The 23,335-nt window shown below is 59.4% G+C and carries 18 protein-coding genes; 8 read left to right on the top strand and 10 right to left on the bottom strand.

Annotated features, from left to right (window positions below):
- Window positions 1-39 precede the first annotated feature (39 nt).
- Together ACESMK_RS18340 and ACESMK_RS18335 are read right to left on the bottom strand one after the other, a co-directional pair.
- Window positions 40-1,062 carry a DUF6160 family protein gene (locus ACESMK_RS18340; RefSeq protein WP_373001761.1) on the bottom strand — a complete coding sequence of 341 codons (1,023 nt, stop codon included), beginning with the start codon at window positions 1,060-1,062 and terminating at the stop codon, window positions 40-42.
- 301 nt (window positions 1,063-1,363) lie between these two features.
- Window positions 1,364-2,023 (bottom strand): GntR family transcriptional regulator, encoded by a 660-nt coding sequence (locus tag ACESMK_RS18335; RefSeq protein WP_373001759.1) that lies wholly within the window; start codon window positions 2,021-2,023, stop codon window positions 1,364-1,366.
- A gap of 251 nt (window positions 2,024-2,274) precedes the next feature.
- Between ACESMK_RS18335 and ACESMK_RS18330 the strand changes: the two genes are divergently transcribed.
- On the top strand, window positions 2,275-3,411 hold the full coding sequence (locus tag ACESMK_RS18330) for an alkane 1-monooxygenase (protein WP_373001757.1): 1,137 nt from the start codon (window positions 2,275-2,277) through the stop codon (window positions 3,409-3,411).
- A 332-nt stretch (window positions 3,412-3,743) separates the two neighbouring features.
- The gene (gene gloA / locus ACESMK_RS18325) at window positions 3,744-4,292 is read left to right on the top strand and encodes a lactoylglutathione lyase (RefSeq protein ID WP_373001756.1); all 549 of its coding nucleotides are present in this window, start codon (window positions 3,744-3,746) and stop codon (window positions 4,290-4,292) included.
- 6 nt (window positions 4,293-4,298) lie between these two features.
- On the opposite strand, the gene ACESMK_RS18320 is transcribed toward gloA, so the two are convergent.
- The 8 genes from ACESMK_RS18320 to atzF form a co-directional block, all read right to left on the bottom strand.
- Entirely contained in the window at window positions 4,299-5,252 is a 954-nt protein-coding gene (locus tag ACESMK_RS18320; RefSeq protein ID WP_373001754.1) for a DMT family transporter, read from the bottom strand.
- On the bottom strand, window positions 5,249-5,902 hold the full coding sequence (locus tag ACESMK_RS18315) for a lactate utilization protein C (RefSeq protein WP_373001752.1): 654 nt from the start codon (window positions 5,900-5,902) through the stop codon (window positions 5,249-5,251). Before ACESMK_RS18315 ends, ACESMK_RS18320 begins: the two co-directional genes overlap by 4 nt.
- Complete coding sequence (locus ACESMK_RS18310; RefSeq protein WP_373001750.1) at window positions 5,899-7,338, bottom strand: LutB/LldF family L-lactate oxidation iron-sulfur protein; 1,440 nt, start codon at window positions 7,336-7,338, stop codon at window positions 5,899-5,901. Before ACESMK_RS18310 ends, ACESMK_RS18315 begins: the two co-directional genes overlap by 4 nt.
- Entirely contained in the window at window positions 7,335-8,114 is a 780-nt protein-coding gene (locus ACESMK_RS18305) for a (Fe-S)-binding protein (protein WP_373001748.1), read from the bottom strand. The genes ACESMK_RS18310 and ACESMK_RS18305 overlap by 4 nt, the downstream gene beginning before the upstream one ends.
- 153 nt (window positions 8,115-8,267) lie before the next feature.
- Window positions 8,268-8,537 (bottom strand): ComEA family DNA-binding protein, encoded by a 270-nt coding sequence (locus ACESMK_RS18300; RefSeq protein WP_373001746.1) that lies wholly within the window; start codon window positions 8,535-8,537, stop codon window positions 8,268-8,270.
- Between the two features lie 439 nt (window positions 8,538-8,976).
- Window positions 8,977-9,663, bottom strand: coding sequence for a GntR family transcriptional regulator (locus tag ACESMK_RS18295; protein ID WP_373001744.1), 687 nt, complete (start codon window positions 9,661-9,663; stop codon window positions 8,977-8,979).
- Between the two features lie 498 nt (window positions 9,664-10,161).
- A complete protein-coding gene (gene uca, locus ACESMK_RS18290; protein WP_373001742.1) occupies window positions 10,162-13,794 on the bottom strand; it encodes an urea carboxylase in 3,633 nt (1,210 codons plus the stop codon).
- Window positions 13,795-13,865: 71 nt separating this feature from the next.
- On the bottom strand, window positions 13,866-15,683 hold the full coding sequence (gene atzF / locus ACESMK_RS18285; protein WP_373001741.1) for an allophanate hydrolase: 1,818 nt from the start codon (window positions 15,681-15,683) through the stop codon (window positions 13,866-13,868).
- 347 nt (window positions 15,684-16,030) lie between these two features.
- On the opposite strand from atzF, the gene urtA reads away from it, so the two are divergent.
- The 6 genes from urtA to ACESMK_RS18255 all read left to right on the top strand — a co-directional run bounded on the left by urtA (window position 16,031) and on the right by ACESMK_RS18255 (window position 23,334).
- Window positions 16,031-17,341: an urea ABC transporter substrate-binding protein gene (gene urtA, locus ACESMK_RS18280; protein ID WP_373001739.1), complete on the top strand. Its 1,311-nt coding sequence runs from the start codon at window positions 16,031-16,033 to the stop codon at window positions 17,339-17,341.
- A gap of 74 nt (window positions 17,342-17,415) precedes the next feature.
- Window positions 17,416-19,014, top strand: a complete 1,599-nt coding sequence (urtB, locus tag ACESMK_RS18275) for an urea ABC transporter permease subunit UrtB (protein WP_373001737.1) — start codon at window positions 17,416-17,418, stop codon at window positions 19,012-19,014.
- A gap of 3 nt (window positions 19,015-19,017) precedes the next feature.
- A complete protein-coding gene (urtC, locus tag ACESMK_RS18270; RefSeq protein ID WP_373001735.1) occupies window positions 19,018-20,142 on the top strand; it encodes an urea ABC transporter permease subunit UrtC in 1,125 nt (374 codons plus the stop codon).
- Window positions 20,139-20,963, top strand: coding sequence for an urea ABC transporter ATP-binding protein UrtD (gene urtD / locus ACESMK_RS18265; protein ID WP_373001733.1), 825 nt, complete (start codon window positions 20,139-20,141; stop codon window positions 20,961-20,963). The genes urtC and urtD overlap by 4 nt, the downstream gene beginning before the upstream one ends.
- Window positions 20,963-21,661 (top strand): urea ABC transporter ATP-binding subunit UrtE, encoded by a 699-nt coding sequence (gene urtE, locus ACESMK_RS18260; protein WP_373001731.1) that lies wholly within the window; start codon window positions 20,963-20,965, stop codon window positions 21,659-21,661. Before urtD ends, urtE begins: the two co-directional genes overlap by 1 nt.
- Before the next feature lie 572 nt (window positions 21,662-22,233).
- Window positions 22,234-23,334 carry a DNA adenine methylase gene (locus ACESMK_RS18255; protein WP_373001729.1) on the top strand — a complete coding sequence of 367 codons (1,101 nt, stop codon included), beginning with the start codon at window positions 22,234-22,236 and terminating at the stop codon, window positions 23,332-23,334.
- Window position 23,335: the final 1 nt, after the last annotated feature.

Below are 23,335 nucleotides of genomic sequence, written 5' to 3'. Positions count from 1 at the left end.
AGTTTACAGGGTAGGGTGTGGTTGGTGTCCAGTGTCGGTCTAGTGACCATACACCATCATGGTGGTGTTGGTGATGGCAAAGTCTGTGAACTGAACGCTGCCAATGCTGTTGTCACCCATCCTGAACACGGGCATGTCGATGTCCGCCCGGAACTCCACATCATGAACAGAAAGCCCGTCCTTGCCCGATGCCGCACTGGTGCCCCGGGACAGCTTCGCTGTGGCGCTCGCCATCCCGAAATGCCCCTGCGTGTCATTGCCACGGCGGTTGTGGATCTGCAGCCCTTCAATTCCCACAGCGGCGAAGTTGAACAGCAGAATCACATCGGCCGCCTCCCAGTTGAGGCTGCCGTCGGTGATCTCGAAATGCGTATCCACCTGCAGCTCAGAGCCGGACACCTCATTGCCATTGGCCAGAGTGCGAATGGCATTGCCCCCGTTACGAATCACCAGATCCGTCGGCCCGATGTGCCCCTGCAGCAGGATATCCGAGAACAGAGTCGCCGAACCCTCGCTGCCCGAACTGGTCACACTGTCCACCGCCAGCTCAAAATCCACCGCCTGCAGATAATCCTCCAGACTGGTCGGATCGCCATAATCCGTCGCACCCAGGTGCATCACCAGATCACCGCTATTGAACTGCTTGCCAAAAGAGCCCGCGACAGAATACTTCGCCAGAGCATCGGCCACATCCGGATTGGTTGGGTCCAACAACCCCGAATCAGCCCGCCGGGCAATCTCCGAAAACCCGTGCTCCAGCACCTCCCCGTCGCCGGCAATATCGATCGTCAGCTTCATGTTATCCAGCGCCGTATCGTTCTGCCCGGACAACCTCAGCCCGTTCACATTCAACGAACCTTCATCCATCCAACTGAACCGATCAATGCTGAGTTTGGTCTCCAGCTCAATCGTTACCCCCGCCTGCCCAGTAACACCCGACAGCGCCCCATCATCCAGCGGTTTGAACTCCGCCAACGCCGGCAACGGAAGCGACAGGGCCAGCACCCAGAGCGAGAGAGTGGAAGACGTGATGTTTCGACGACAGGCAAGTGACTGAGTCATGGTGGCCCCAAAAGTCTGGTTTATTGTTTTTAGCGGGGAGCGTTAAACACTCCCCGGGCCGCAGGGGGACAGCACAACCAATGCAGCAGAAACTTTGGTTTGTTACAGACTGTTACGATAGAGGGCGAAGCAATCCGGATCCGTGCTCTCTGTCACACTTGAGGCATCGAAAAGGTAGGGGTGGAGGGGATGGTCGGGCTTTCCAAAACCGTGGAGCGCCAGGGATGGCGCGACCGAGCGTACAGGGAAGTATTCACAGCGTGTTTTGGAAAGCCCGACCATCCCCTCCGCTTGCACCAAACTACGAAGCGAGGGCTTGCTGAATCAGAGACTTCTGGTGCTCCGCAAACTCCCGGATCAACGCCTGCGCCTTAACCGAATCCCGCGCCAGAACCGCCTGTGGCAGATTGGCAAAAAACTCACTGGTCTGCGCCAGGCCCCGCCGGTAGCGATCGGCACTCAGATAGTAGGCACGACTGACCGCCGGTTTGAAATTCGATAAAGCCTCCGTGAGATAAGGATTCCCCACCACCTCACAGCAGGCCTCCATCACATTGAAACTCGCCTCCACCACCGCCGTGATACTGGTCGACGAATCCTTCATCCGATCAACAACCTTGCTCACCGCCTCCAGCATCCGCGACTTGTCGCTTTCCTGCCAGCGCTCACACAGCCGGGCCGCCAGCATCATCAGCAGGTGCATGTAGACATCGTAAAGCTCGGAAGCATGGGCCGCGTCCAGCCGGGTGGCTGAAGCCCCCTTGCGGGGCGTGATCTCAACCAGATGCCAGCGCTCCAGCGTGTACAGGGCTTCCTTTACCGAAGCCCGGCTCACCCTGAGCTCACTGGCCAGGGTGGCCTCCTGAATCCGCTCGCCGGGGCGAATCTGCCCGGTCATGATCCGCTCTGCCAGGTAATTGGCAATCTGCTCGGCCAGGGTGTTGGGCACCTGAAAATCCATAAAGGCTCTCTGAACAGGTCGTAAAAACCGGTCGGCAGCTGAGGTAAGCCGGCCAGCGTGGGAATGTGTGCGCATGAGTTTATCACAGCCTCCGAGTGCCATAGCGACAACGCCCTGATTCGGCGGGCGTCCTGACAATTGTCAAAAATTATCCTGCTGAACTGTTGACGACTGATATATTGTAGGACAATAATGCGAAAAACAACAGGTGATCAGAGTTTCACCAACACGCATTCGATGGAGAGAACCCAATGAGCACAACGCAGTTATCGGTAGATCGCGAGGCCACCCGCCGGCGGATACTGCTGACCCTGAAGAAGTACAGCTACCTGATAGCCATGGTCCCCCTGGTGCTGCCACCTCTGCTGCTGGCCGCCGGCCAGGCGACCGATCTGGTAAACCTGTTTTCCTGGGGCGTCCCCGTTGTGGTCTTCGGGATTATTCCCGTGTTGGACATGCTCCTGGGCAAGGATTCCCTGAACCCGGACGAAGAAACCGACGTGCCACGAATGGTCGGCGAACGGTTCTACAAAGCGATTACCCTTGGCTGGGTGGCCGGATTCGCGGCCTTGCTGGTCTGGAGCATGCTGGAACTGGCGTCCGGTACGTTCAGTCTGGTGGGAAGTATTGGCTGGATCGTCTCCATCGGCATCGTCGGCGGCCTGGGCATCAACGTCGCCCACGAACTCATCCACAAAGACGAAAAGCTCGAAACCCGGGCTGGCGGCTTTTTGCTGTCACTGGTCTGCTACGCCGGCTTCAAGGTCGAACACCTGCGTGGCCACCACGTGCACGTCTCCACCCCGGAAGACGCCTCCTCATCACGTTACAACCAGTCCCTCTACAACTTCCTGCCCCAGGCCTACGTGCGTAACTTTCTCAACGCCTGGAAACTGGAAGCCGAACGCCTGCAACGCAAAGGCCACAACGCCCTCAGCTGGCGCAACGAACTGATCTGGTGGTACAGCATCAGCGCCCTGGTACTTGCCGCCTTCACCATCGCCTTCGGCTGGCTCGGCGCCGCCTTCTTCCTGGGCCAGAGCTTCATCGCCTTCACCCTGCTGGAAATCGTCAACTACCTCGAACACTACGGCCTGCACCGCCGCAAACTCGAAAACGGCCGCTACGAACGCACGGGCCCGGAACACAGCTGGAACAGCAACTACTTCCTCACCAACGTCTTCCTGTTCCACCTCCAGCGCCACAGCGACCACCACGCCTGGGCCAAGAGACGCTACCAGATCCTCCGCCACCACGACGTAGCTCCCCAGCTACCGGCCGGCTACTCCGCAATGATCGTCCTGGCCATGGTCCCCCCACTCTGGCGGAGGGTAATGAATCCAAGGGTGGAAGCCTATTACCAAGGAGAGGAACACCAGCTGGTCTAGCGCAAAAGGCAGGCTGCCACGAAAGCTTGATCGGCGGGGGTGTGAGGGTGCTATTTCTGCAGGGAAACGACTGTCTGAGCGAAGCGAGTTCGGCTTCCCGAAAGAAATAGCACCCTCATGGCCCCGCCAGCCCCCCAAGTTCAGATCGGCCTAACTCCACAGGCCCCAAGACTTCAGAGCGTCTCTGAAGAAACGCCGGCCTAAAAAACCGGCCCTCAAGACCCCGGCGGTTCGTCTCTGGCCCCGGGGTCTTTTTTTGAGCCCTTGAAATCCCCCTGAAACGCACACAGGTATAAGGTTTGAATTCTGCGAAAAAGAAAGGGAAAACCAAAATGCCCAAGCATTTCGAACAGGCCCCCGGCCTCCACGAAGAACCCGTTCCCGAAACCGAAGGCTACGTCTTCAACCAGACCATGATGCGCATCAAGGAACCCGAGCGCTCCATGGACTTCTACACCCGAGTAATGGGCATGCGCCTGGTGCGCAAACTGGACTTCCCTGAAATGAAGTTCACCCTGTATTTCCTGGGTTATCTGGATGACCGCCAGGCCGGCCTGGTGCCCCACGACGACGCCCACCGCACCACCTTTACCTTCGGCCGCGAAGCCATGCTCGAGCTGACCCACAACTGGGGCACCGAAGACGACAACGACTTTGGCTACCACAACGGTAACGATGAGCCCCAGGGCTTTGGCCACATCGGCGTTGCCGTGCCGGACGTCTACGCCGCCTGCGACCGCCTGGAAAAACTCGGTGTGGAATTCGTGAAAAAGCCGGACGACGGCAAGATGAAGGGCCTGGCCTTTATCAAAGACCCGGACGGCTACTGGATCGAAATCCTGCAGCCGGACATGCTTGAGAAACAGCGCAAGGAAGACTGATCTTCCTTACTCCGCGCCGGCCTCCTGGCCGGCTGCGGGTTTACGGCCGTAGCGGGAGGCCACGATCACCGCTGCGGTCAGTATCAGGGCCCCGGCAATACCAATGGGCCCCAGGATCTCCTCCAGAAACACCCAGGCCAGCAACGCCACAAACAGCGGCTCCAGGGTCACAATGATGCTGGAAAGTGTCGCCGGGGTGGTTTTCATGCCCGTGAAGAAACACACGTAACCGATGCAGGTTGGTACCACCCCAACGTAGAGCACCATCAGCCAGTGGCCGATGCTCAGGGTTTCGAGCCCCTCAAAACCGCCACTCAGGGCGACCACCGGCAACAGAATCAATGCCGCCGTGAAGAAACAGATAAACGCCGTGGTAAACACCGGTGTGCCGGCGGAACTGTACCGGCTGGTCAGCGTGAAGCCTGTATACACACAGGCGGCCAGTAACGCGACCAGAATGCCGGCCAGTCGCAGGGTGCCGCTGGTGTCCATATCACTGAGAACCAGCATCCCCGTGCCGAAAATGGCAGCAATCAGGGACAGAACCGTGAGCAGGCCGGGTTTCTCTCCCAGCAAGGGCGCCGCGAGAATGGCCACCAGCACCGGGGGCAGACAGAGCGCGATCAGGGTGGCAATGCCGGCACCGGTCAGGTCCACGGCGAGTAGATAGCTGCCCTGGTAGAACGCCTGGAACAGCCCCAGTGCTGCAAGCGGAAGCAGGGCTTTGGGTGAGATGCTTCGCAGTGAACTCCCGGGCACCCTGGCACCCGGGTTGGCACGCTCAAGGCGCGCCTGCTCCCGCCGCATCAGCAACCAGAAAAACGGCAAAGCCACCGCCAGCCTCAGGAAGGCCAACGCAATGGCCTGAAGCTCGGTGCCGGTAAACAGAAATTTCGCAACAATGCCCGTGGTCGCCCATAGCAGGGCAGCCAGGGCGATCAACAGGGCGCCTTGGATCATTCAATCATCAACACAATCAGCTCTTTGGGACCGTGAACACCGTAAGCGAGGGTTTGCTCGATGTCGGCGGTTTTGGAAGGGCCAGAGATTAGCAGGGCATTGGTCGGCATGCCAGCGGCCCAGTTCTGGGCCTTCATGGCTTCGTGGAATGTGGTGTAGAGTTCCGAAGCTTTGAGCACGGCAATGTGGACCGGCGGCACCAGGCTCATCAGTCGGGGTTCATCCACCGTTGGCCACAGGATCAGCGAGCCCGTCTCGGCAATGCCTCCCCGGGTGGAGGTGATGCTGGCGTCCACCTCGTTAAACAGGTGGGTCTGCCAGCTCTCGATAGGCTCATCGTAGACCAGCAGCTCCGGCAGATCGTCACGGCCGGCGTTGCGTAGGGATTGCCCAATCTCATGCGCCTTCGGGATCAGAAGATTGCGAGCGCCTCGGGTGGCAAGCAACTCGGCCAGGCGGTCCATCCACATGTCTTCGCTGCAGTGGTGCACCTCGCCGTGAACCGATTCGATCATCTTCTCGAACCGCTCGATCCGCTCCCTGGTGGACCAGTCATCCCGGACCAGAACCGAGAAGTCACATTCAGGCACCGTCAGCTCGCCGCCGGTGCGATTGCGCAGGCGCTGAAGAATCGTTTCCCGGGAACTCATTGGCCACGCTCCTTCATCCGCTGGTGCAGGGTTTTGGCGGCCAGTTTTGGGGCCGTGCGGTAATCGGTCCAGGCGCCTGCTTTCGAGGGTTGTAACGCCCTGAATTTGCTGGCGGCGCCGGTGCCGAAGCGGTAAAGGCCAGGGCTGGCATGCATCCAGGCCCAGCCTTTCCAGATCATCGCCTCCATGGAGCTTCGCTTGGCGCCATGGCCACGGACCTTGGCCGGGTGCAGCTTGTCGCCATCCACCGATTCCTGGCGCAGACGCACCAACAGATCGGGTATGGGAATCTTCACCGGGCAAACCTCGCCACAGGCGCCACACAGGCTGGAGGCGCTGGGCAGATGCCGACCCTCGTCCAGGCCAATCAGGTGTGGCATCAGGATCTTGCCGATGGGGCCCGGATAAGTGGTGCCATAGGCATGGCCGCCTACCCGCGTGTACACCGGGCAGTGGTTCATGCAGGCGCCGCAGCGGATACAGCGCAGGGTGTCCAGCAGCTCGTCGTCCTGGTAGATCGACGAGCGGCCGTTATCCACCAGTACCAGATGAACTTCTTCCGGCCCGTCCAGTTCCTCAGCCTTGCGCGGGCCGGAGATCATGTTGAAGTAGGTGGTAATATGCTGGCCGGTGGCAGAGCGGGTCAGCAAGGCGAGCAGGGCAGAGACGTCCTCCATGCTTGGAACTACCTTCTCGATGCCGGTCACCGCAATATGGCAGGGCGGCACGGTAGTGGTCATCCGCCCGTTGCCTTCGTTCTCCACCAGGCACAGGGTGCCGGTCTCTGCCACCGCAAAGTTGACCCCCGAAACCCCCACATCGGCATTCATGAACTTTTCACGCAGTTGCTGGCGGGCACTGGCGGTGAGGTATTCCACATCATTGGAGAGATCGGTGCCGGTTTTGTCGTGCAATAACTGGGAGATCTCACCGGTGTTCTTGTGAATCGCGGGCATGATGATGTGCGATGGCGTTTCATCCGCCAGCTGCACAATGTACTCCCCCAGGTCCGATTCCAGGGCTTCGATACCCTGTTCCTCCAGGTAATGGTTCAGCTCCATTTCCTCGGAGACCATGGACTTGCCCTTGATCACCGTCTTCGCATCCCGGGCCTTGCAGATATCCCGCACGATCCGGCAGGCCTCATCGCCGTCCACCGCCCAGTGCACCCTGATGCCGTTCTCGGTCAGCTTCTTCTCAAGCTGCTCCAGCAAGTCCGGCAAGTTGGCAAGGGCCCGCAGGCGAACATTGGCGCCCAGATCCCGCAGGGTTTCCAGATCCCAGCCCTCGAACGCTGTCTTACGCTTGGACATCAGCCCGTCCATGGCGCTGCGGAAGTTCTTGCGGATCTTGGGGTTATGAATGGCCGCCTGCGCCCGCGGGTGAAACTGTTTTACATCGATATGATGGCCAGTCTGCTCTGCTGTCTCGCTCATGACTGCTGCCCCCCTTTGTCCTGGGTTCGCGCCCACAGGAAACTGAGAATGTGCTGGCCTGAAACCGGTTTCTGGTTCTTCTCGGCGTAGCCGGCAATGTTCATCAGGCAGCCGCAATCGGTGGTGACAAACTCTTTGGCGCCGGTGTCCACAAGGGTGTCCACCTTTTCACTGACCATGGCTCCGGAAATCTCCGGGTGGCGTACCGCAAAGGTGCCGCCAAAGCCGCAACACTCCTCCGGCCGGATCTGCTCTACCAGGTTCACGTTCTTCAACTGGCCCAGCAGTTTCGGGCCCACTTCGGCCACGCCCATTTCCCGACGGGCGGAGCAGGAGGTGTGCATGGCAACCGTGGTGGGCTCGCCCAGGTCCTCCAGCTTGATATGGCAGACGTTAAGCAGAAAATCCGTCAGCTCCCAGACCCGGCCGGCCACCTCCGCGGCTTTCACTTCGTCCGGGGTGTCTTTGAACAGGTCCGGGTAATGCTTGCGCATCATCCCGCCGCAGGAGCCGGACGGCACCACAATGGGCCAGTCACCGGGAAACAGGTCCAGCTGCGCCCTGGCTACCGATCGGGCCTGGTCGTGGTAGCCGGAAGTATAGGCCGGCTGGCCACAGCAGGTCTGGTTTTGTGGAAACAGCACCTCAATGCCTTCTCTCTCCAGCAGCTCAACGCCGGCGATGCCCGCATCCGGGTAGAACATGTCCACCAGGCAGGTGCCGTAGAAATAGACTTTCGCAGGTTTGGACGGATAAACCTTGATCGGATCAACCATGTGCGGATGCTCAACGGTTTTTGAATTGTTATCCAGCAATAATAGGGTGGCGGGCGCGGTGTTGCCAGACGACTTTACGGGCAGCCGCAAATAGAAAGCGGGGGATGATGCAGGAAGGGGAAGGGCAGCGGCAGCGCGCCACTGCCCGGGGTATTACTTGACGGCCAGGCGTGCGGCGTTCTTCTCAACAGTGCGCTCGCCAATGCCCTTGACCTTGGTGAGGTCGGCGGTAACCGCAAAGGGGCCATTGGCTTCCCGGTAGGCGACGATGGCTTCGGCTTTGCTCTGGCCAATGCCGTTCAGGCTGGCGAGGGTGGCCACGTCGGCAGTGTTGATATTGATGGTGGCTTCTTCTGCGTAGGCAAAGCCGGTTACCAGGCTGAACAGCAGAACGAGGGTGGCGAAAATCGGTGTGCGTTTCATAGCTATGAGCTCCTGGAGCTGTGTTGCGTTTTTTGGTTTTGTGCCAGGGCGCAAAGCAGCAGAAGCGACATGTAAGAAGAGAGCAGAAATGTCTGTGGGGATGGGGAGTGCACGGACGGGACCACATTCCTTGTGATCCCCGATTCCGTGGCTGACCCCTGCCTGTTCCTTCAGGCGTGCGACTCATCCTGAGCGCGTCATCCTTGTGGCCATCCCTGTAAGCCCTGATCCTTCGGGCAACTCCTGAGCCGTGGAGGGCTCTTCCCTGGAGTTCTCGTCCTTGAGCCAACGTTCCTTGCTGGCTTGTCATCCCTGACACTGACCATTCTACTGGGGATCGAATTCGTACCTATCGGAGAATCGCTCCGGGATTTGTGCGATATATCTTACAGGTTTGTAAGCATTTCGGCGGCGGCCAAAATGAACGAGAATTCAGTATTTACGCGCCCTGTGAGGCAATTTTTTGCCCGCTCCGGTGCGCCTCAGCGGCCTCGCGGATCCGTTCCATGGTGATCTCCCGAACGGCTTTCTGGCTGGCCCGGATATGGCGGGTCAGTCGGTCCGCTGCTTCAGTGGCCATGCCGTTGCGCAGTGCTTCCAGTATCGCCGCATGCTCTACATAGGTGGCGTCTACCCGGTCATCGCGGGTGAAGTCCAGGCGCCGGATAATCCGCAGCCGGTCGGTGATCTCCCGGTGAATCCGCGTCATCTCCCGGTTGCCGGCCGCCGCCACCAAATCACAATGAAAGCTCTCATCCAGTGCCCGCACGGTACTGCCCACGGCCCGCTCGGAGGGGTGATCCGGGTTCCAGATGGCGGTCAGCATTCGGATTGCCGAGGGTTCCTCATCCAGGCCACAGATCTTGTGCATCGCCGCCCGCTCCAGGGTAATCCGCAGGTCATACAGCTCCTCCACCTGCCGGAAATCAAACGGCTTTACCTGCCAGCCACTGCGGAACAACACCTCCACGTAGCCTTCCCGCTGCAACCGGTACAGGGCCTCCCGAACCGGCGTGCGGCTGGCTTTCAGGCGCGTGCCTACATCACCCTCGCTGAATTTGTCACCGGGGATCAGGCGGAACTCAAAGATGTCGTCCTTCAGGGCCTCGTAAACCCTGTCTGCCATGGACTCTTTTCTTTTGGTGTTTGTTGCCATTTTCTTTTCGTTCGCCCCTTATTTTGGTTCCGGGTCGTCTCTTCGGTGGAGTATGGCCGCTGGGCCGGCTGGTGGGGTGCGGGTTTCAAAAGACGCCGTGAACCCATCCCTGGGGGCTTGATCGCAGCATCCATGCTGCTCACACTTTTGAAACCCGCACCCCACCAGCCGACCCAACTCCCTTTGCCTGCCAAAAGCCAATACCGGCACTCTGACGGTTTTCCTTTGAAAAATCGGGCCTACTCTGCCCGTCAGGCAATCAATGCACCTTTATTTTTTCCTAAAACCGCCGACTCCCTTGTCCAAAAGCCGGTGGGGGCAGGTCTGTCACAGACTGTGAGCAGCATGGATGGTGCGATCAAGCCCCCAGGGATGGGTTTACGGCGTGTCTGTGACAGGCCTGCCCCCATCGGCTCAACTCCAAAGCATGCGGCCAGAGGAGAACAATCTCCAAAGCCAGACCAAGCCCTAGATCTTGATGCTCAACAAAGGCTCCCCGGGAGTAACAGCCTTGCCAGGCTCAACATGCATGGCACTGATCTCGCCGGCCTGGGTGGCGTTTATCTCGAACTCCATCTTCATGGCCTCCACGATCACCAGCGGATCACCTTCGGCTACGGTATCACCGGGCTTCACCAGACACTTCCAGATGTTACCGGCAATCTCCGCACTCACCAGCTCGCCGAACTTCGCGAGGTCGGATACGTCCGCTTTCGGCGGGGCCTTGGCCAGTTTATCCAGTTCCTCGGCTTCGCTGTCTTTCCACAGGGCCACCTCTTTAGCATAGGCCGCCTGCTGCAGTTCGCGGAATTCGGCGATGGAGTCGGCGTTGGCGTCGAGGAAGGCCCGGTGGGATTTGAGGTCGAAGGTTTCTTCTTCGATTTTCACGGTCAGCTGGCCGGCGCGGAACTGGTCGCGCATTTCGTCCAGTTCGGCTTCGGTCACCGGGTAGTAGCACACCTGGTCGAAGAACCGCAGTAGCCAGGGGGCGCCTTCGGCGAACTGGGGGTTTTTCAGGTACTTGTTCCAGATCGGCAGGGTGCGGCCCACGAGCTGGTAGCCGCCGGGGGAGTCCATGCCGTAGATGCACATGTACACGCCGCCGATGCCCACGGTGCCTTCGGCGGTGTAGGTGCGGGCGGGGTTGTATTTGGAGGTGAGCATCCGGTGCCGTGGGTCCAGGGGCACGGCGCAGGGGGCGCCGAGGTAGACGTCGCCCAGACCCAGCACAAGATAGCGAGCCGAGTACAGGATATCGCGGACGGCCTCGCGGCTGGGCAGGCCGTTGATGCGTTGCATGAAGTCGACGTTGTTGGGCAACCAGGGGGCGGTGTCACGCACGGACTGGCGGTATTTATCCACCGCTTCGAGGGTGGCGCTGTCTTCGAAGGCCATGGGCAGGTGGATGACGCGGCTGCGGACTTTCAGTTCATCCGTGGGCGGCAGGGTGGCTTCCAGGTCCAGCAGGTAGGTCATCAGAGCTTCCTGCGGCAGGATGCGGGCGTCGTACCGTAGCTGCAGGGAGCGAACGCCCGGGGACAGTTCCAGCAGGCCGTTGGGTTGCACATCGGCGATGGCTTCCATCAGGGCGTGGATGCGCAGGCGGAAGCCCAGGTCCATCACGTTGGGGCCGTATTCCAGCAGGATGTACTGGTCGCCGGCCTGGCGGTAGGTGACCTCCGGGCGACCGTCGGTTTCGTCCAGATGGGCCAGGATCGTGGCGGAAAGGTCATTCACCGGAGCCAGGTCCGGTTTCACCAGGTCCACTTCCGGCGGCGCCATCAGGCTCTTGATGGCCAGTTCCTGGCGTTCGGAGAGTTCCACGGCGGTGTCGTTATCAATAGCCACGAACCGGATGGTATCGCCGGGTTTCACCTGGCCGACTTTCCACAGTTCCGCCTTGGCGATGGTTACCGGGCACACAAAGCCGCCCAGGCTGGGGCCATCCTTGGTGAGAATCACGGGCATGTCGCCGGTGAAGTTGATGGAGCCGATGGCGTATTCGCAGTCGTGGATGTTGGACGGGTGCAGCCCCGCTTCGCCGCCGTCGGCCCGGGTAAACTCCGGCTTGGGTCCGTTCAGGCGGATGCCCAGGCGGTTGGAGTTGTAGTGCACTTCCCAGTCCTGCTCGAAGAACTTCTCGATGGACTGTTCGGTGAAGAAATCCGGCGCACCGTGGGGGCCATAGAGCACGCCGATTTCCCAGTGGTCCGGGTAATCCGGGATCAGGTCCGGGTCTGCCGGTGCGGGATCGTGCGTCGGTGCCGTGGTGGTGCAGGCCGGCAGGTTGATCTGGCTGATGCCGAGCATGTCGCCGGGGCGCAGGGGCCGGCCACCGTGGCCGCCAAACTGGCCGAGGGCGAAGGTGGAGCGGCTGCCCAGATAAACCGGCACATCAAAGCCACCACGCACGGCGAGGTAAGTGCGACAGCCCTTTATGGCCTTGCCTACCGCCAGAATCTGACCGGCTTTCACGGTGATGGGTTTCCAGAATTCCACCGGTTTGTCGTCCAGGGTGGCTTCGGTGAGCGCACCGGTGAGGGCCACAACGGAGTCCTTGTGGAACTTCAGGCTGGGGCCGATCAGGGTGGCTTCCAGGCCGGCGGCTTCGCTGTGGTTGCCGACGATTCGGTTGGCAATCCGGAAGGCGTAGTCGTCCATGGGGCCGCTGGGCGGCACGCCGATGTTCCAGTAGCCCACGCGGCCCGGGTAGTCCTGCACCGTGGTGTAGGTGCCGGGTTTGACCACTTCCGCCACCGAGGGTTTGAACTCGAAGCTCTCCAGTGCCCGGGTTGAGACAATGCCATCGGCAAAGCTCTGCTGGGCCACCACCTGGCGCAGGTAATCCAGGTTGGTGGCAATGCCCATCAGCCGGGTTTCCGCCAGGGCGGCTTTCAGTTTGGCCAGGGCGTCGTGCCGGTCTTTGCCGTGCACGATCAGCTTGGCAATCATCGGGTCGTAGTGGGCGGAGACTTCGCTGCCGTTCTCCACCCAGGTATCCACCCGCACGTCGTCTTCCGGCCAGTGCACATCGGTCAGTTCACCGGGGGAGGGCTGGAAATCCTTCAGCGGGTCTTCGGCGTAGATGCGCACTTCCATGGACGCGCCGTTCAGTTCCGGCTCGAAACCGGCCAGGTCCGGGCTTTCGCCGGCGGCGATCTTCAGCATCCATTCGATCAGGTCCAGACCGGTGACAGACTCTGTCACCGGGTGCTCAACCTGTAAGCGGGTATTCACTTCCAGGAAGTAGAACTCGTCCCGGTCGGCGTCGTAGATGTATTCCACGGTGCCGGCGGAGCGGTAATTCACCGACTGCCCGAGGGAGACGGCGGCATCCAGCATTTTCTGGCGGGTGGCGGCCGGCAGGTTTGGCGCCGGGGTTTCCTCCACCACTTTCTGGTTGCGGCGCTGCAGGGAACAATCCCGTTCGCCCAGGGCAACCACATTGCCAGCGCCATCACCGAATATCTGCACTTCCACATGGCGGGCCCGGGCGATGAAGCGCTCCAGGAACACGCCACTGTCGTTGAAGAAGCTCTGGCCCTGGCGGCGCACGGTTTCAAAGGCATCCCGCAGTTCGCTTTCGCTGTTGCAGCGGGTCAGGCCGATACCTCCACCGCCGGCGGTGCTTTTCAGCATCACCGGGTAGCCCAGACGGTCCGCGGTTTGCAGGGCTTCTTCCAGGTTTTCCAGCAGGCCGCTGCCCGGAGCCAGGGGCACGCCGGCGGCTTCCGCCAGTTCCCGGGCCCGGTGCTTCAGGCCGAACTCGCGCATCTGGTCGGGTGTGGGACCAATAAAGGCAATGCCATCGGCTTCGCAGGCTTCGGCAAAGTCGGCGTTTTCGGAAAGAAAGCCATACCCCGGAATAATCGCCTCGGCGCCGGTGTGTTTCGCCGCAGAGAGAATCTGGGCCTTGTCCAGATAGGTTTCGCTGGCGCCGTTACCGGTCAGGGCCACGGATTCATCGGCCAGGGTGACATGCAGGCTATGGCGATCCTGGTGTGAATAGACAGCAACACTGCCAACGCCCATGGCCTTGAGGGTGCGAATGGTGCGGACCGCGATTTCGCCTCGGTTGGCGATCAGTACTTTGTTAAACATAAAGGTGTCTCTCCTTGTGAACATGGGGTCAGAAGAACTTTTCTTCTGACCCCGTTTTCATCTGACCCCGATCAGGAATTGATAAACGCGCGCCAGCCGCCGAATTCGGTGACATCCCGGGCGCCGTCGAAGCCGTAGCCTTCGCAGATAAACCCGTTCACCCAACGGCCATCGGCCAGTTCCACATTGCCGATGCCCAGGGGCGCGGGAATCAGGTCCACAAAGGAGCCGAAGGCCGAGGCAGGCATTTCCCAGACTTCCACAATGATCTGTTCGCCTTCGCCCGCTGCTACCCGTTTCAGGCCGGGTTTTGGCGGTGTGGTGTTGGGCAGGGCGTAGAGCCGGTAGTTGGCGGAGGTGGTGGTTTGCTCCAGCAGCACCGAGAAACGCTCGGTGAGCTGGGTGTTCAGGGGCATGCCACTGAGGTGAGCGCCTACTACCGCCACCTGCACCGTCGGCGTTGAAATGGCCGCGCCCGGTGTTTCTTCCGGGCGGCCTTTATCGGTGGCGCCCAGGGGCGTCGGGTGAGCGTTCAGCCACTGGCAGGCCAGGTGCTGCAGCTCGGTGTCTTTCCAGGCGCCGCTGATCAGGGTGACGCCAAAAGGCAGGCCGTCGTCCCGGAAGCCGGCGGGGATCGCCAGGGCGCTCATGTCCGCAAGGTTCACGAAGTTGGTGTAAGTGCCCAGCTGGCTGTTGAGGGTAACCGGGTCGGCATTCACCGCTTCAATGGTGGGTGCGGTCGGCGCAGTGGGCACCAGCAGGGCGTCCACATCGGCCAGCCGCTCATCAATCTGTCGCTGCAGCTCTTCCTTGCGGTACTGGGCCTTGAAGGTATCCGTGGCGCTGAACTTGCCGGCGTTGCTGATAATGCCCTTGACCACCGGGTTCATCTCATCGGCGTGGCTGGCCATGAATGCTTCCACCGCGGCGTGGCGCTCGGCCACCCAGGGGCCCTCGTAGAGCAGCGCGGCCAGTTCCAGCATGGGGCTGAAATCCATCGGAACCAACTCAACATCCAGCCCGCGCCACAGGCTGAGGGCGGTGTTCCAGGCCGCCTCCGACTGCTGGTCACCGAACCACTGGGGATGTTCCGGGATGGCGAGCCGTCTGACCGGGCCAGGACGGCGGAGGGCGGGGCCGTCCAGGGGCAGGGCGTAAGGCGCCTTGCGGGAGAACGCATCACCGGCGTCGAAACCGGCCATGGCATCGGATACCAGCCCGGCATCGTTAACCGTAAGCGCGAAGATGGACACGCAATCCAGGGAACGGCAGGCCGGCACCACACCCCGAATACTGAACAGGCCCTTCGTGGGCTTCAGACCAACCAGGTTATTCAGCCCCGCCGGTACCCGGCCGGAGCCGGCAGTGTCGGTGCCCAGGGAAAACGGCACCAGGCCGCGGGCAACCACGGAAGCCGAGCCGGAACTGGAGCCGCCGCTGACCACCTCCGGCCTGAAGCTGTTGGGCACCGCGCCATAGGGCGAACGGGTACCCACCAGCCCGGTGGCGAACTGGTCCAGGTTGGTCTTGCCAATCAGCACCGCGCCGGCGGCCTTGAGTCGGGCAACGTTGGTGGCGTCTTCTTCCGGGGTATAGGCGAACGCCGGGCAGGCTGCGGTGGTTTCAAAGCCCTTCGCATCAATGTTGTCTTTCGCGGCGAACGGAATGCCATAAAGCGGCAGGGCGCTCCTGTCGCCGCCGGCAGCGTCCAGGGTCTGTTCCAGTTCAACCAGGGCGGCGGCCAGGCCGTCGCCATCCAGCAGGGAAATCCAGGCCACGTCAGTGGTATCCAGCCCCGTCAGTAACTCATCCAGTAATGACGCGGGCGAAGCGCCTTCTCTATAGGCGTTCTGCCAGTCCTTTATGGTCCATCCGAGTGTTGAAGGCATTGGTCATCCTCATGTGCGTTATCAACTTGTATACATGTGGAATGGCAATGCCTGTGCCATTTGCGAAAAATTCTGGATAAAGCTTTAAAAACAGGTGGTTAGTGATTTCTGGCTCAGAAGTGCTCCGGCGCAGCGCGCCCAAGGCCGGTGCGGGCGCACCAAAACTGATCCATAAAACAGGGTGTTGGCAGGGTATTGGAGGGTGCGTTGCCCTCGGCGATTTGCTTGTATACTAGATAAGATGCTGTTTTTAATGGATATATGGTGAATGTGGAACAGCAGATGCAGAGGCCCTTGGGCGTTTCAAGACGAACTGCATTCCCCAACTAAAGAAAAGGACGCACAACATGAGCTTCAAAAAACACGTGAAACTGGGCCTCTCTGCACTCGCACTTTCCATCTCTTTCAATTCCGTCGCCGCGGAAGATCCCATCAAGGTGGGCATCCTGCACAGCCTCTCCGGCACCATGGCCATCAGTGAAACGGTTCTGAAAGACACCGTTGAAATGCTGATCGAGCAACAGAACGCCAAGGGCGGTGTGCTGGGTCGCCAGCTCGAAGCCGTTGTGGTGGACCCGGCGTCCAACTGGCCGCTGTTTGCTGAAAAAGCCCGGGAACTGCTGGCCCAGGAAAAAGTGGACGTGATCTTCGGTAACTGGACCTCGGTGTCCCGTAAATCCGTACTGCCGGTGGTGGAAGAGCTGAACGGCCTTCTGTTTTACCCGGTACAGTACGAGGGTGAGGAATCTTCCGAGAACGTCTTCTACACCGGCGCTGCGCCCAACCAGCAGGCGATTCCTGCGGTTAACTACCTGATGAACGAAATCGGCGTGGAGCGCTGGGTGCTGGCGGGCACCGATTACGTCTACCCGCGCACCACCAACAAGATCCTTGAGACCTACCTGATGGACATGGGTGTGGCCAAGGAAGACATCATGATCAACTACACCCCGTTTGGTCACTCTGACTGGCAGAACATCGTTTCCGACATCAAGAGCTTCGGCTCTGCCGGCAAGAAGACCGCCGTGGTATCCACCATCAACGGCGACGCCAACGTGCCCTTCTACCGCGAACTGGGCAACCAGGGCATCTCCGCCGCCGACATTCCTGTGGTTGCCTTCTCCGTGGGTGAGCAGGAACTCTCTGGTATCGACACCGGCCCGCTGGTTGGCCACCTGGCCGCCTGGAACTACTTCATGAGCGTGGACAGCGACGCCAACTACGACTTCATCGACCAGTGGATCGAGCACACCGGTGACGAAGAAGCCGTGACCAACGACCCCATGGAAGCCCACTACATCGGCTTCAACATGTACATCGAAGCGGTCAAGAAAGCCGGCACCACCGATGTGGACGCGGTGAAAGACGCCATCATCGGCGTAACGGTGCCCAACCTGACCGGTGGCTACGCCGCCATGATGCCCAACCACCACATCACCAAGCCGGTGCTGATTGGCGAGATCCAGGACAACGGCCAGTTCTCCGTGGTGTGGGAAACCCCGTCTACCGTGGCCGGCGATGCCTGGTCTGACTACCTGCCGGGTTCGCGGGACATGATCGCTGACTGGCGCAAGCCCCTGTTCTGCGGAACCTTCAATACCGCAACCGGCACCTGTGGTGCATCTGCCGGCGAAATGGCGGCTGAAGAGGCTGAGTAAGGCCGGATAACCGGGGGCGAGGCCGCCCCCGGATTCCGTTCCCGCAACAACATTCCAACCAACAGGACAGAACCATGAGCATCATCCGATCGCTCACGCTCGTGCTTATTGCCTGGACCATGGTGTTTTCCGGCGGCGCAATGGCCCAGGACGACGACCCGGGCAAAGCATTGCTGGAGCAACTGGCAGAAGCACGACCGGCCCAGATTGAAGACGCCATCAGCGCCATTGTTGCCAGTGGAGATGTTCGCGCCAGAGGCTGGCTGGACGCCTATGGCAACAACCGCCTCAGTCAGGTGAAAGACACCGGCCGGATTGTGATTGTGCTGAATAACCGTGGGCGCGACTGGACCATTGCCGACCCCCTGAGCGGCGACGACCTCGGCGAAATCTCCCGCCGCGATCTCGACCGGATCAGCATCAATAACGCCATTCGCGGGCAGCTCTCGGGCATCATGGCCATGCTGGACCTGAACGCCCCGGATTTAAAACTGCGCCGGGAATCCGCCGAGAACATGATGGGCAAAGTGGACGCCACGCTGGTGAAGCCATTGGAGGCCCGTCTGGAGGTGGAAGAGGATGCCAGGGTACGCGAGCGCATCGAAGCCGCTCTGGCCATTTACCGCGTGGGTGAGGGCGATGTGGAAGCCGTGGATGTGCTGGCCGGCAGCCTTCACAGCCGTGCCCGGGCCGCGCTCAATATCGCGGCCGAAAGCGATAACCCGGAGCTGGCCACCGCAGCCAGCAAAGCGCTGGCCACCATCGAACAGAAACTGAAACTCAACAGCGCCGCCGAGACCCTCTATTTTGGCCTCTCCCTCGGCTCGGTTCTGGTACTCGCCGCCATCGGCCTGGCCATCACCTTTGGCGTGATGGGCGTGATCAACATGGCCCACGGCGAACTGATCATGCTGGGTGCCTACACCACCTGGGGCATGCAGCAACTCCTGCCCGGCCAGCCCGGCCTGGCTCTGATTCTCTCGATTCCGGCCGGCTTTCTGGTAGCCGCCACCGCCGGCATCATCATCGAGCGCAGCGTGATCCAGTATCTCAAGGGGCGCCCGCTGGAAACCCTGCTGGCTACCTTCGGCATCAGTCTGATCCTGCAGCAACTGGTGCGAACGTTGATCTCCCCCCAGAACCGCACCGTGGTGACCCCGGAATGGATGAGCGGCTCCCTGGTGGTCAACGACGCGCTCTCGCTCACACTCAACCGCCTGTACGTGCTGGCCTTCGCACTGATTGTGTTCGCCGGCTTGATGCTGATCATGCGCAAGACCCGCCTGGGCCTGGAGGTGCGCGCCGTTACCCAGAACCGCGCCATGGCCCGTTCCATGGGCATCCGCGCCACCCGGGTGGACATCATGACCTTCGCCCTGGGCTCCGGCGTTGCCGGCCTGGCCGGTGTGGCGCTTTCCCAGCTCACCAACGTGGGCCCGAACCTGGGCCAGAACTACATCATCGACTCGTTCATGGTAGTGGTGTTCGGTGGCGTGGGTAATCTCTGGGGCACCCTCATTGCCGGGCTCTCCCTGGGCACCATCAACCAGCTGCTGGAACCCTGGGCCGGTGCCGTACTCGCCAAGATCATCGTGCTGGTGTTCATCATCCTGTTTATCCAGAAACGGCCCCGCGGACTCTTCCCGCAGAAAGGCCGGGCTGCGGAGGGTTAAGGTATGTGGTTGACTCGACCCCTGCGTGAACGCTCCACGCAGATATTCCTGGGCGTACTGTTCGCGGCCCTGGTGGTGGTGACCTTCCTCCACCTGTTCATGCCCCAGGACAGCGCCCTGCATGTAAGCGCCTACACCGTCACCCTGCTGGGCAAATACCTGTGTTACGCCCTGCTGGCGGTGGCAGTGGACCTGGTGTGGGGTTACCTCGGCATCCTCAGCCTGGGCCACGGCGCCTTCTTTGCCCTTGGCGGCTACGCCATGGGCATGTACCTGATGCGCCAGATCGGCGATCGCGGCACCTACGGCGACCCGATCCTGCCGGACTTCATGGTGTTCCTGAACTGGCAGGAGCTGCCCTGGTACTGGCACGGTTTCGACATGGCCTGGTTTGCCTTCCTCATGGTGCTGCTGGCCCCGGGCATGCTGGCGCTGGTGTTCGGCTTCCTGGCCTTCCGCTCCCGGGTAACCGGGGTGTACCTTTCCATCATCACCCAGGCGCTCACCTTCGCCCTGATGCTGGCCTTCTTCCGCAACGAAATGGGCCTTGGCGGCAATAACGGCCTGACCGACTTCCGGGATATCCTCGGCTTCAACCTGCGCACGGATGCCACGCGACTCGGGCTGTTTATCGCCACCGGTATCGCCCTGGCCATTGGCTACGTGATTTGCCGGGGCATCGTAACCAGCAAGCTGGGCCGGGTGAGCGTGGCCTGCCGGGATGCCGAGGCCCGTACCCGCTTCCTGGGTTACCGGGTGGAGCGGGTGCAGCTGTTCGTGTTCGTAGTCTCCGCCATGCTGGCGGGTGTGGCCGGGGCGCTGTATGTGCCTCAAGTAGGCATCATCAACCCCAGTGAATTCTCGCCGCTGTTCTCCATAGAGATCGTGGTGTGGGTGGCCCTGGGTGGCCGGGCAACGCTCTACGGGGCGGTGATCGGTGCCATCCTGGTGAACTACGCCAAAACCGTGTTCACCGGCATCATGCCGGACGCCTGGCTGTTCGCCCTCGGCGGCCTGTTTGTGCTGGTGACCGTGTTCCTGCCCAAGGGCATTGCCGGGCTGCTGCAGAAACGCCGCAAAGCCAAAACCGATGACGACACCCCCACCGGGCAGGAGGCCACCGCATGAGCATTTTTCAGGAACTGGCCGACCGCGAGCATGTGTTCGAGTTTCTCACCCAGGTGCAATCGCCAGTGGACGTGCGCCACGGGCCGATTCTGTACCTGGAAGATGTGAACGTAAGCTTTGACGGCTTCAAGGCCATCAACAACCTCAATCTCACCATCGACGACGGTGAGCTGCGCTGCATCATCGGCCCCAACGGCGCGGGCAAAACCACCATGATGGACATCATCACCGGTAAAACCCGGCCAGACACCGGCTCGGTATGGTTCGGCAGCCGCCACAACCTGCTCACCATGAACGAGCCGGACATCGCCAGCCTGGGCATCGGCCGCAAGTTCCAGAAACCCACGGTATTCGAAGCCCTCACCGTGTTCGAAAACCTGGAACTGGCCATGGCGGCGGACAAGCGGGTATTCCCCACGCTCACCGCCATCATGAAACCGGAATACCGGGACCGCATCGACGAAGTGCTGGAAATGATCGGCCTGAAGGAGCTGCGGGACCGCCTCGCCGGCATCCTCTCCCACGGCCAGAAACAGTGGCTGGAAATCGGCATGCTGCTGATGCAGAAACCCCGGCTGCTGCTGGTGGACGAACCGGTCGCCGGCATGACCGAACAGGAAATGGAACGCACCGCCGAACTGCTCACCAGCCTGGCCGGCAAACAGTCGGTTGTGGTGGTGGAACACGACATGGGCTTCGTGCGCTCCATTGCCCGCAAGGTGACCGTGCTGCACCAGGGTAGCGTGCTGGCCGAAGGCACCATGGACCAGGTCTCCAACGACCCGGAAGTGATCAAGGTTTACCTGGGGGAGGAGGCGTAATGCTGAAGATCCAGAAGCTCAACCAGTTTTACGGCGAAAGCCACACCCTCTGGGATCTCGATCTGGACGTACCCCAGGGCCAGTGCACCTGCGTAATGGGCCGCAACGGCGTGGGCAAGACCACCCTGATGAAATGCATCATGGGGGAGGAAACCACCAAGAGCGGCAGCATTGAATTTGCCGGGGATGTGGAGCTCACCAAAAAGAAAGTGGAAGACCGCTCACGGCTGGGCATTGGCTACGTGCCCCAGGGTCGGCAGATCTTCCCCCTGCTGACCGTGGAAGAAAACCTGCGCACCGGCCTGGCTGTGCGCAAGGACGGCAGCAAGAAGATACCGGAGCGGGTGTATGAGCTGTTCCCGGTGCTGAAGGAAATGCGGCACCGCAGAGGCGGTGACCTGTCTGGCGGGCAGCAACAGCAGCTGGCCATTGGCAGGGCGCTGGTGATCGAGCCCAGGCTGCTGATTCTGGATGAGCCGGGGGAGGGGATTCAGCCGAATATTGTGGCGCAGATTGGGGAGGTTATTCGTCGGTTGATCGAAGAGGATGGACTAACTGTGCTGCTGGTTGAGCAGAAGTTGCCGTTTGCGCGGAAGTATGCGGATCGGTTTGCCATCCTCGACCGTGGACGGCGGGTGGCGGAAGACGAGATTGCCGGCCTCACTGATGAGCTCATCAAGAAGCATCTGACTGTATAGGCAGCAGGATGATGTGAGTCCGGATTTAAGTATTCTAGAATTTCCGCCTCAATTCTCGCCGCATCTTGTGTTACAACCCAAGCCCTCATGGGATGATCTAGTAAATTTTAATCTGCACACCCTTAAGCCTACCCAATCAGGGGGTTGGATGTGCTACTGTCTTATGAACACCTATAAATTTGAGATTAACCATTATCGGTGACTCACGGTAGTGGCGCCTGTCGATAGCAGGTGACGCCTCAGCCGGCGAAACACCACAATCGGTATTTAGGTAATTACGTTCGTTGCTTGGGGCCGAATGAATTTTGATGTTTGCCCAACACATGCAACAGACTGAACTTAGGTTTGAAAGCCGCGCCCAAAAAGTTAAGCGCAATTGGTATTGCTCAGAAGGTTCAGAGAAACTATTTTAGCAAGCTAAGGTTTCGGAATTAGTGTCGGGTTTAGCGAAAGAAATCACAAAGTACGGATGCTACCTGCCCTCGCGCCAATAACCTCTGGCTTTGGTCGCCTTCCATTACTGCTGATTTTTCAAGTTTCTTTATTATTGTACTTGGCTGGATTTTGAATTGATGCTGTTAAATTTACCGGATACATCATGCACGAGAAGTGACGAAGGTCTTGACGCTGAAGCTCATTTCAGCTCTTTTTGTTATCCACGAACGCGATATTATGGAAGCAAGAAGAGAGTGATTGAATGGATGTCAGAAGCGTTACAACCGCTAAATTATCACACCGTGCTGGACGCGTTCGGCGGCACCGGCCTCGTTTCCTTATCCCAGAAATTAATGGGAAAGAAAGTGTTTTACAATGAAATCCTTGATAGCTCGCATTATACGGCAAAAAGTTTCCTGGCAGATAAAACAGAATTATCCCAGGTCGATATAATAGAATTTTGTGACCAAGTTGTTCCAATAAATGGGTTTATAAGTAATAAATTTCGAGGTTTTTATTACACTGACTCGGAGAACTCTTGGTTGGACGGGGCCGCGAAGGTTCTAGGAGACTATCATGGATTGCAGAAAATTCAGATCACTCATTGTCTAACTCAGGCATGTTTGCAGAAACGCCCATTCAATATATTTCATCGGCGGAACCTAAGTTTTAGATTAAATTGTAGAAAAGATACAAATTTTGGTAATTGGAGGACCTGGGAGAGGACGTTTCAAGAACTAATGCTAGATTCTTTAAAGGATTTAGAAAGCGCAAATTTTAGAGGTCGACATAGCGTAGAGTTTTTGCCTCCTACAGACGCATCTAAGATTACCGGATCCTATGATTTGGTTTACTTAGACCCGCCCTACATTTCAAATAATGGTCATGGCCAAGTTGATTATATAGATAGATATCATTTTTTAGAGGGCTTCGTTAACTATGAGAAGTGGCCGTCCATGATCGATGAAAAGTCGAGTATAGGAAAGATAAAAAAATGCGCTGCTTTATATGAATGGAATAGAAAGTCGACTTTTAAAGAAAGATTGTTCTCCTTAATTGACAGTCATAGTGAGTCTATTGTTGCTCTTTCTTATGTTTCAGGAGGGTATCCAAGTCAGGATGAGCTTGTATCTTATTTTCAGGAAAAGTTCTCAAAAGTTCTATTTTCTTCTTTTCAACTGAATCATGTACTTTCCCCTGGAAAGAAAACAGAAATTATCATAGTTGGTTTGCCATAAT

The sequence above is a fragment of the Marinobacter sp. genome (assembly GCF_041687235.1).
In the GTDB taxonomy this organism is placed as follows: domain Bacteria; phylum Pseudomonadota; class Gammaproteobacteria; order Pseudomonadales; family Oleiphilaceae; genus Marinobacter.
The sequence above is the reverse complement of the archived record's forward strand: the minus strand, read 5'-3'. Positions and strand labels throughout refer to the sequence as shown.

What these genes read in the sequence shown, in the direction of transcription:
- ACESMK_RS18335 (WP_373001759.1), bottom strand. Translation starts at nt 2,023, where the DNA reads ATGGATTTTCAGGTGCCCAACACCCTGGCCGAGCAGATTGCCAATTAC.
- atzF (WP_373001741.1), bottom strand. Translation starts at nt 15,683, where the DNA reads ATGCCTTCAACACTCGGATGGACCATAAAGGACTGGCAGAACGCCTAT.
- urtE (WP_373001731.1), top strand. Translation starts at nt 20,963, where the DNA reads ATGCTGAAGATCCAGAAGCTCAACCAGTTTTACGGCGAAAGCCACACC.
- ACESMK_RS18295 (WP_373001744.1), bottom strand. Translation starts at nt 9,663, where the DNA reads ATGGCAGACAGGGTTTACGAGGCCCTGAAGGACGACATCTTTGAGTTC.
- ACESMK_RS18255 (WP_373001729.1), top strand. Translation starts at nt 22,234, where the DNA reads ATGCTGTTAAATTTACCGGATACATCATGCACGAGAAGTGACGAAGGT.
- urtB (WP_373001737.1), top strand. Translation starts at nt 17,416, where the DNA reads ATGAGCATCATCCGATCGCTCACGCTCGTGCTTATTGCCTGGACCATG.
- gloA (WP_373001756.1), top strand. Translation starts at nt 3,744, where the DNA reads ATGCCCAAGCATTTCGAACAGGCCCCCGGCCTCCACGAAGAACCCGTT.
- ACESMK_RS18305 (WP_373001748.1), bottom strand. Translation starts at nt 8,114, where the DNA reads ATGGTTGATCCGATCAAGGTTTATCCGTCCAAACCTGCGAAAGTCTAT.
- uca (WP_373001742.1), bottom strand. Translation starts at nt 13,794, where the DNA reads ATGTTTAACAAAGTACTGATCGCCAACCGAGGCGAAATCGCGGTCCGC.
- ACESMK_RS18340 (WP_373001761.1), bottom strand. Translation starts at nt 1,062, where the DNA reads ATGACTCAGTCACTTGCCTGTCGTCGAAACATCACGTCTTCCACTCTC.
- urtC (WP_373001735.1), top strand. Translation starts at nt 19,018, where the DNA reads ATGTGGTTGACTCGACCCCTGCGTGAACGCTCCACGCAGATATTCCTG.
- ACESMK_RS18315 (WP_373001752.1), bottom strand. Translation starts at nt 5,902, where the DNA reads ATGAGTTCCCGGGAAACGATTCTTCAGCGCCTGCGCAATCGCACCGGC.
- urtD (WP_373001733.1), top strand. Translation starts at nt 20,139, where the DNA reads ATGAGCATTTTTCAGGAACTGGCCGACCGCGAGCATGTGTTCGAGTTT.
- ACESMK_RS18320 (WP_373001754.1), bottom strand. Translation starts at nt 5,252, where the DNA reads ATGATCCAAGGCGCCCTGTTGATCGCCCTGGCTGCCCTGCTATGGGCG.
- ACESMK_RS18310 (WP_373001750.1), bottom strand. Translation starts at nt 7,338, where the DNA reads ATGAGCGAGACAGCAGAGCAGACTGGCCATCATATCGATGTAAAACAG.
- ACESMK_RS18300 (WP_373001746.1), bottom strand. Translation starts at nt 8,537, where the DNA reads ATGAAACGCACACCGATTTTCGCCACCCTCGTTCTGCTGTTCAGCCTG.
- ACESMK_RS18330 (WP_373001757.1), top strand. Translation starts at nt 2,275, where the DNA reads ATGAGCACAACGCAGTTATCGGTAGATCGCGAGGCCACCCGCCGGCGG.
- urtA (WP_373001739.1), top strand. Translation starts at nt 16,031, where the DNA reads ATGAGCTTCAAAAAACACGTGAAACTGGGCCTCTCTGCACTCGCACTT.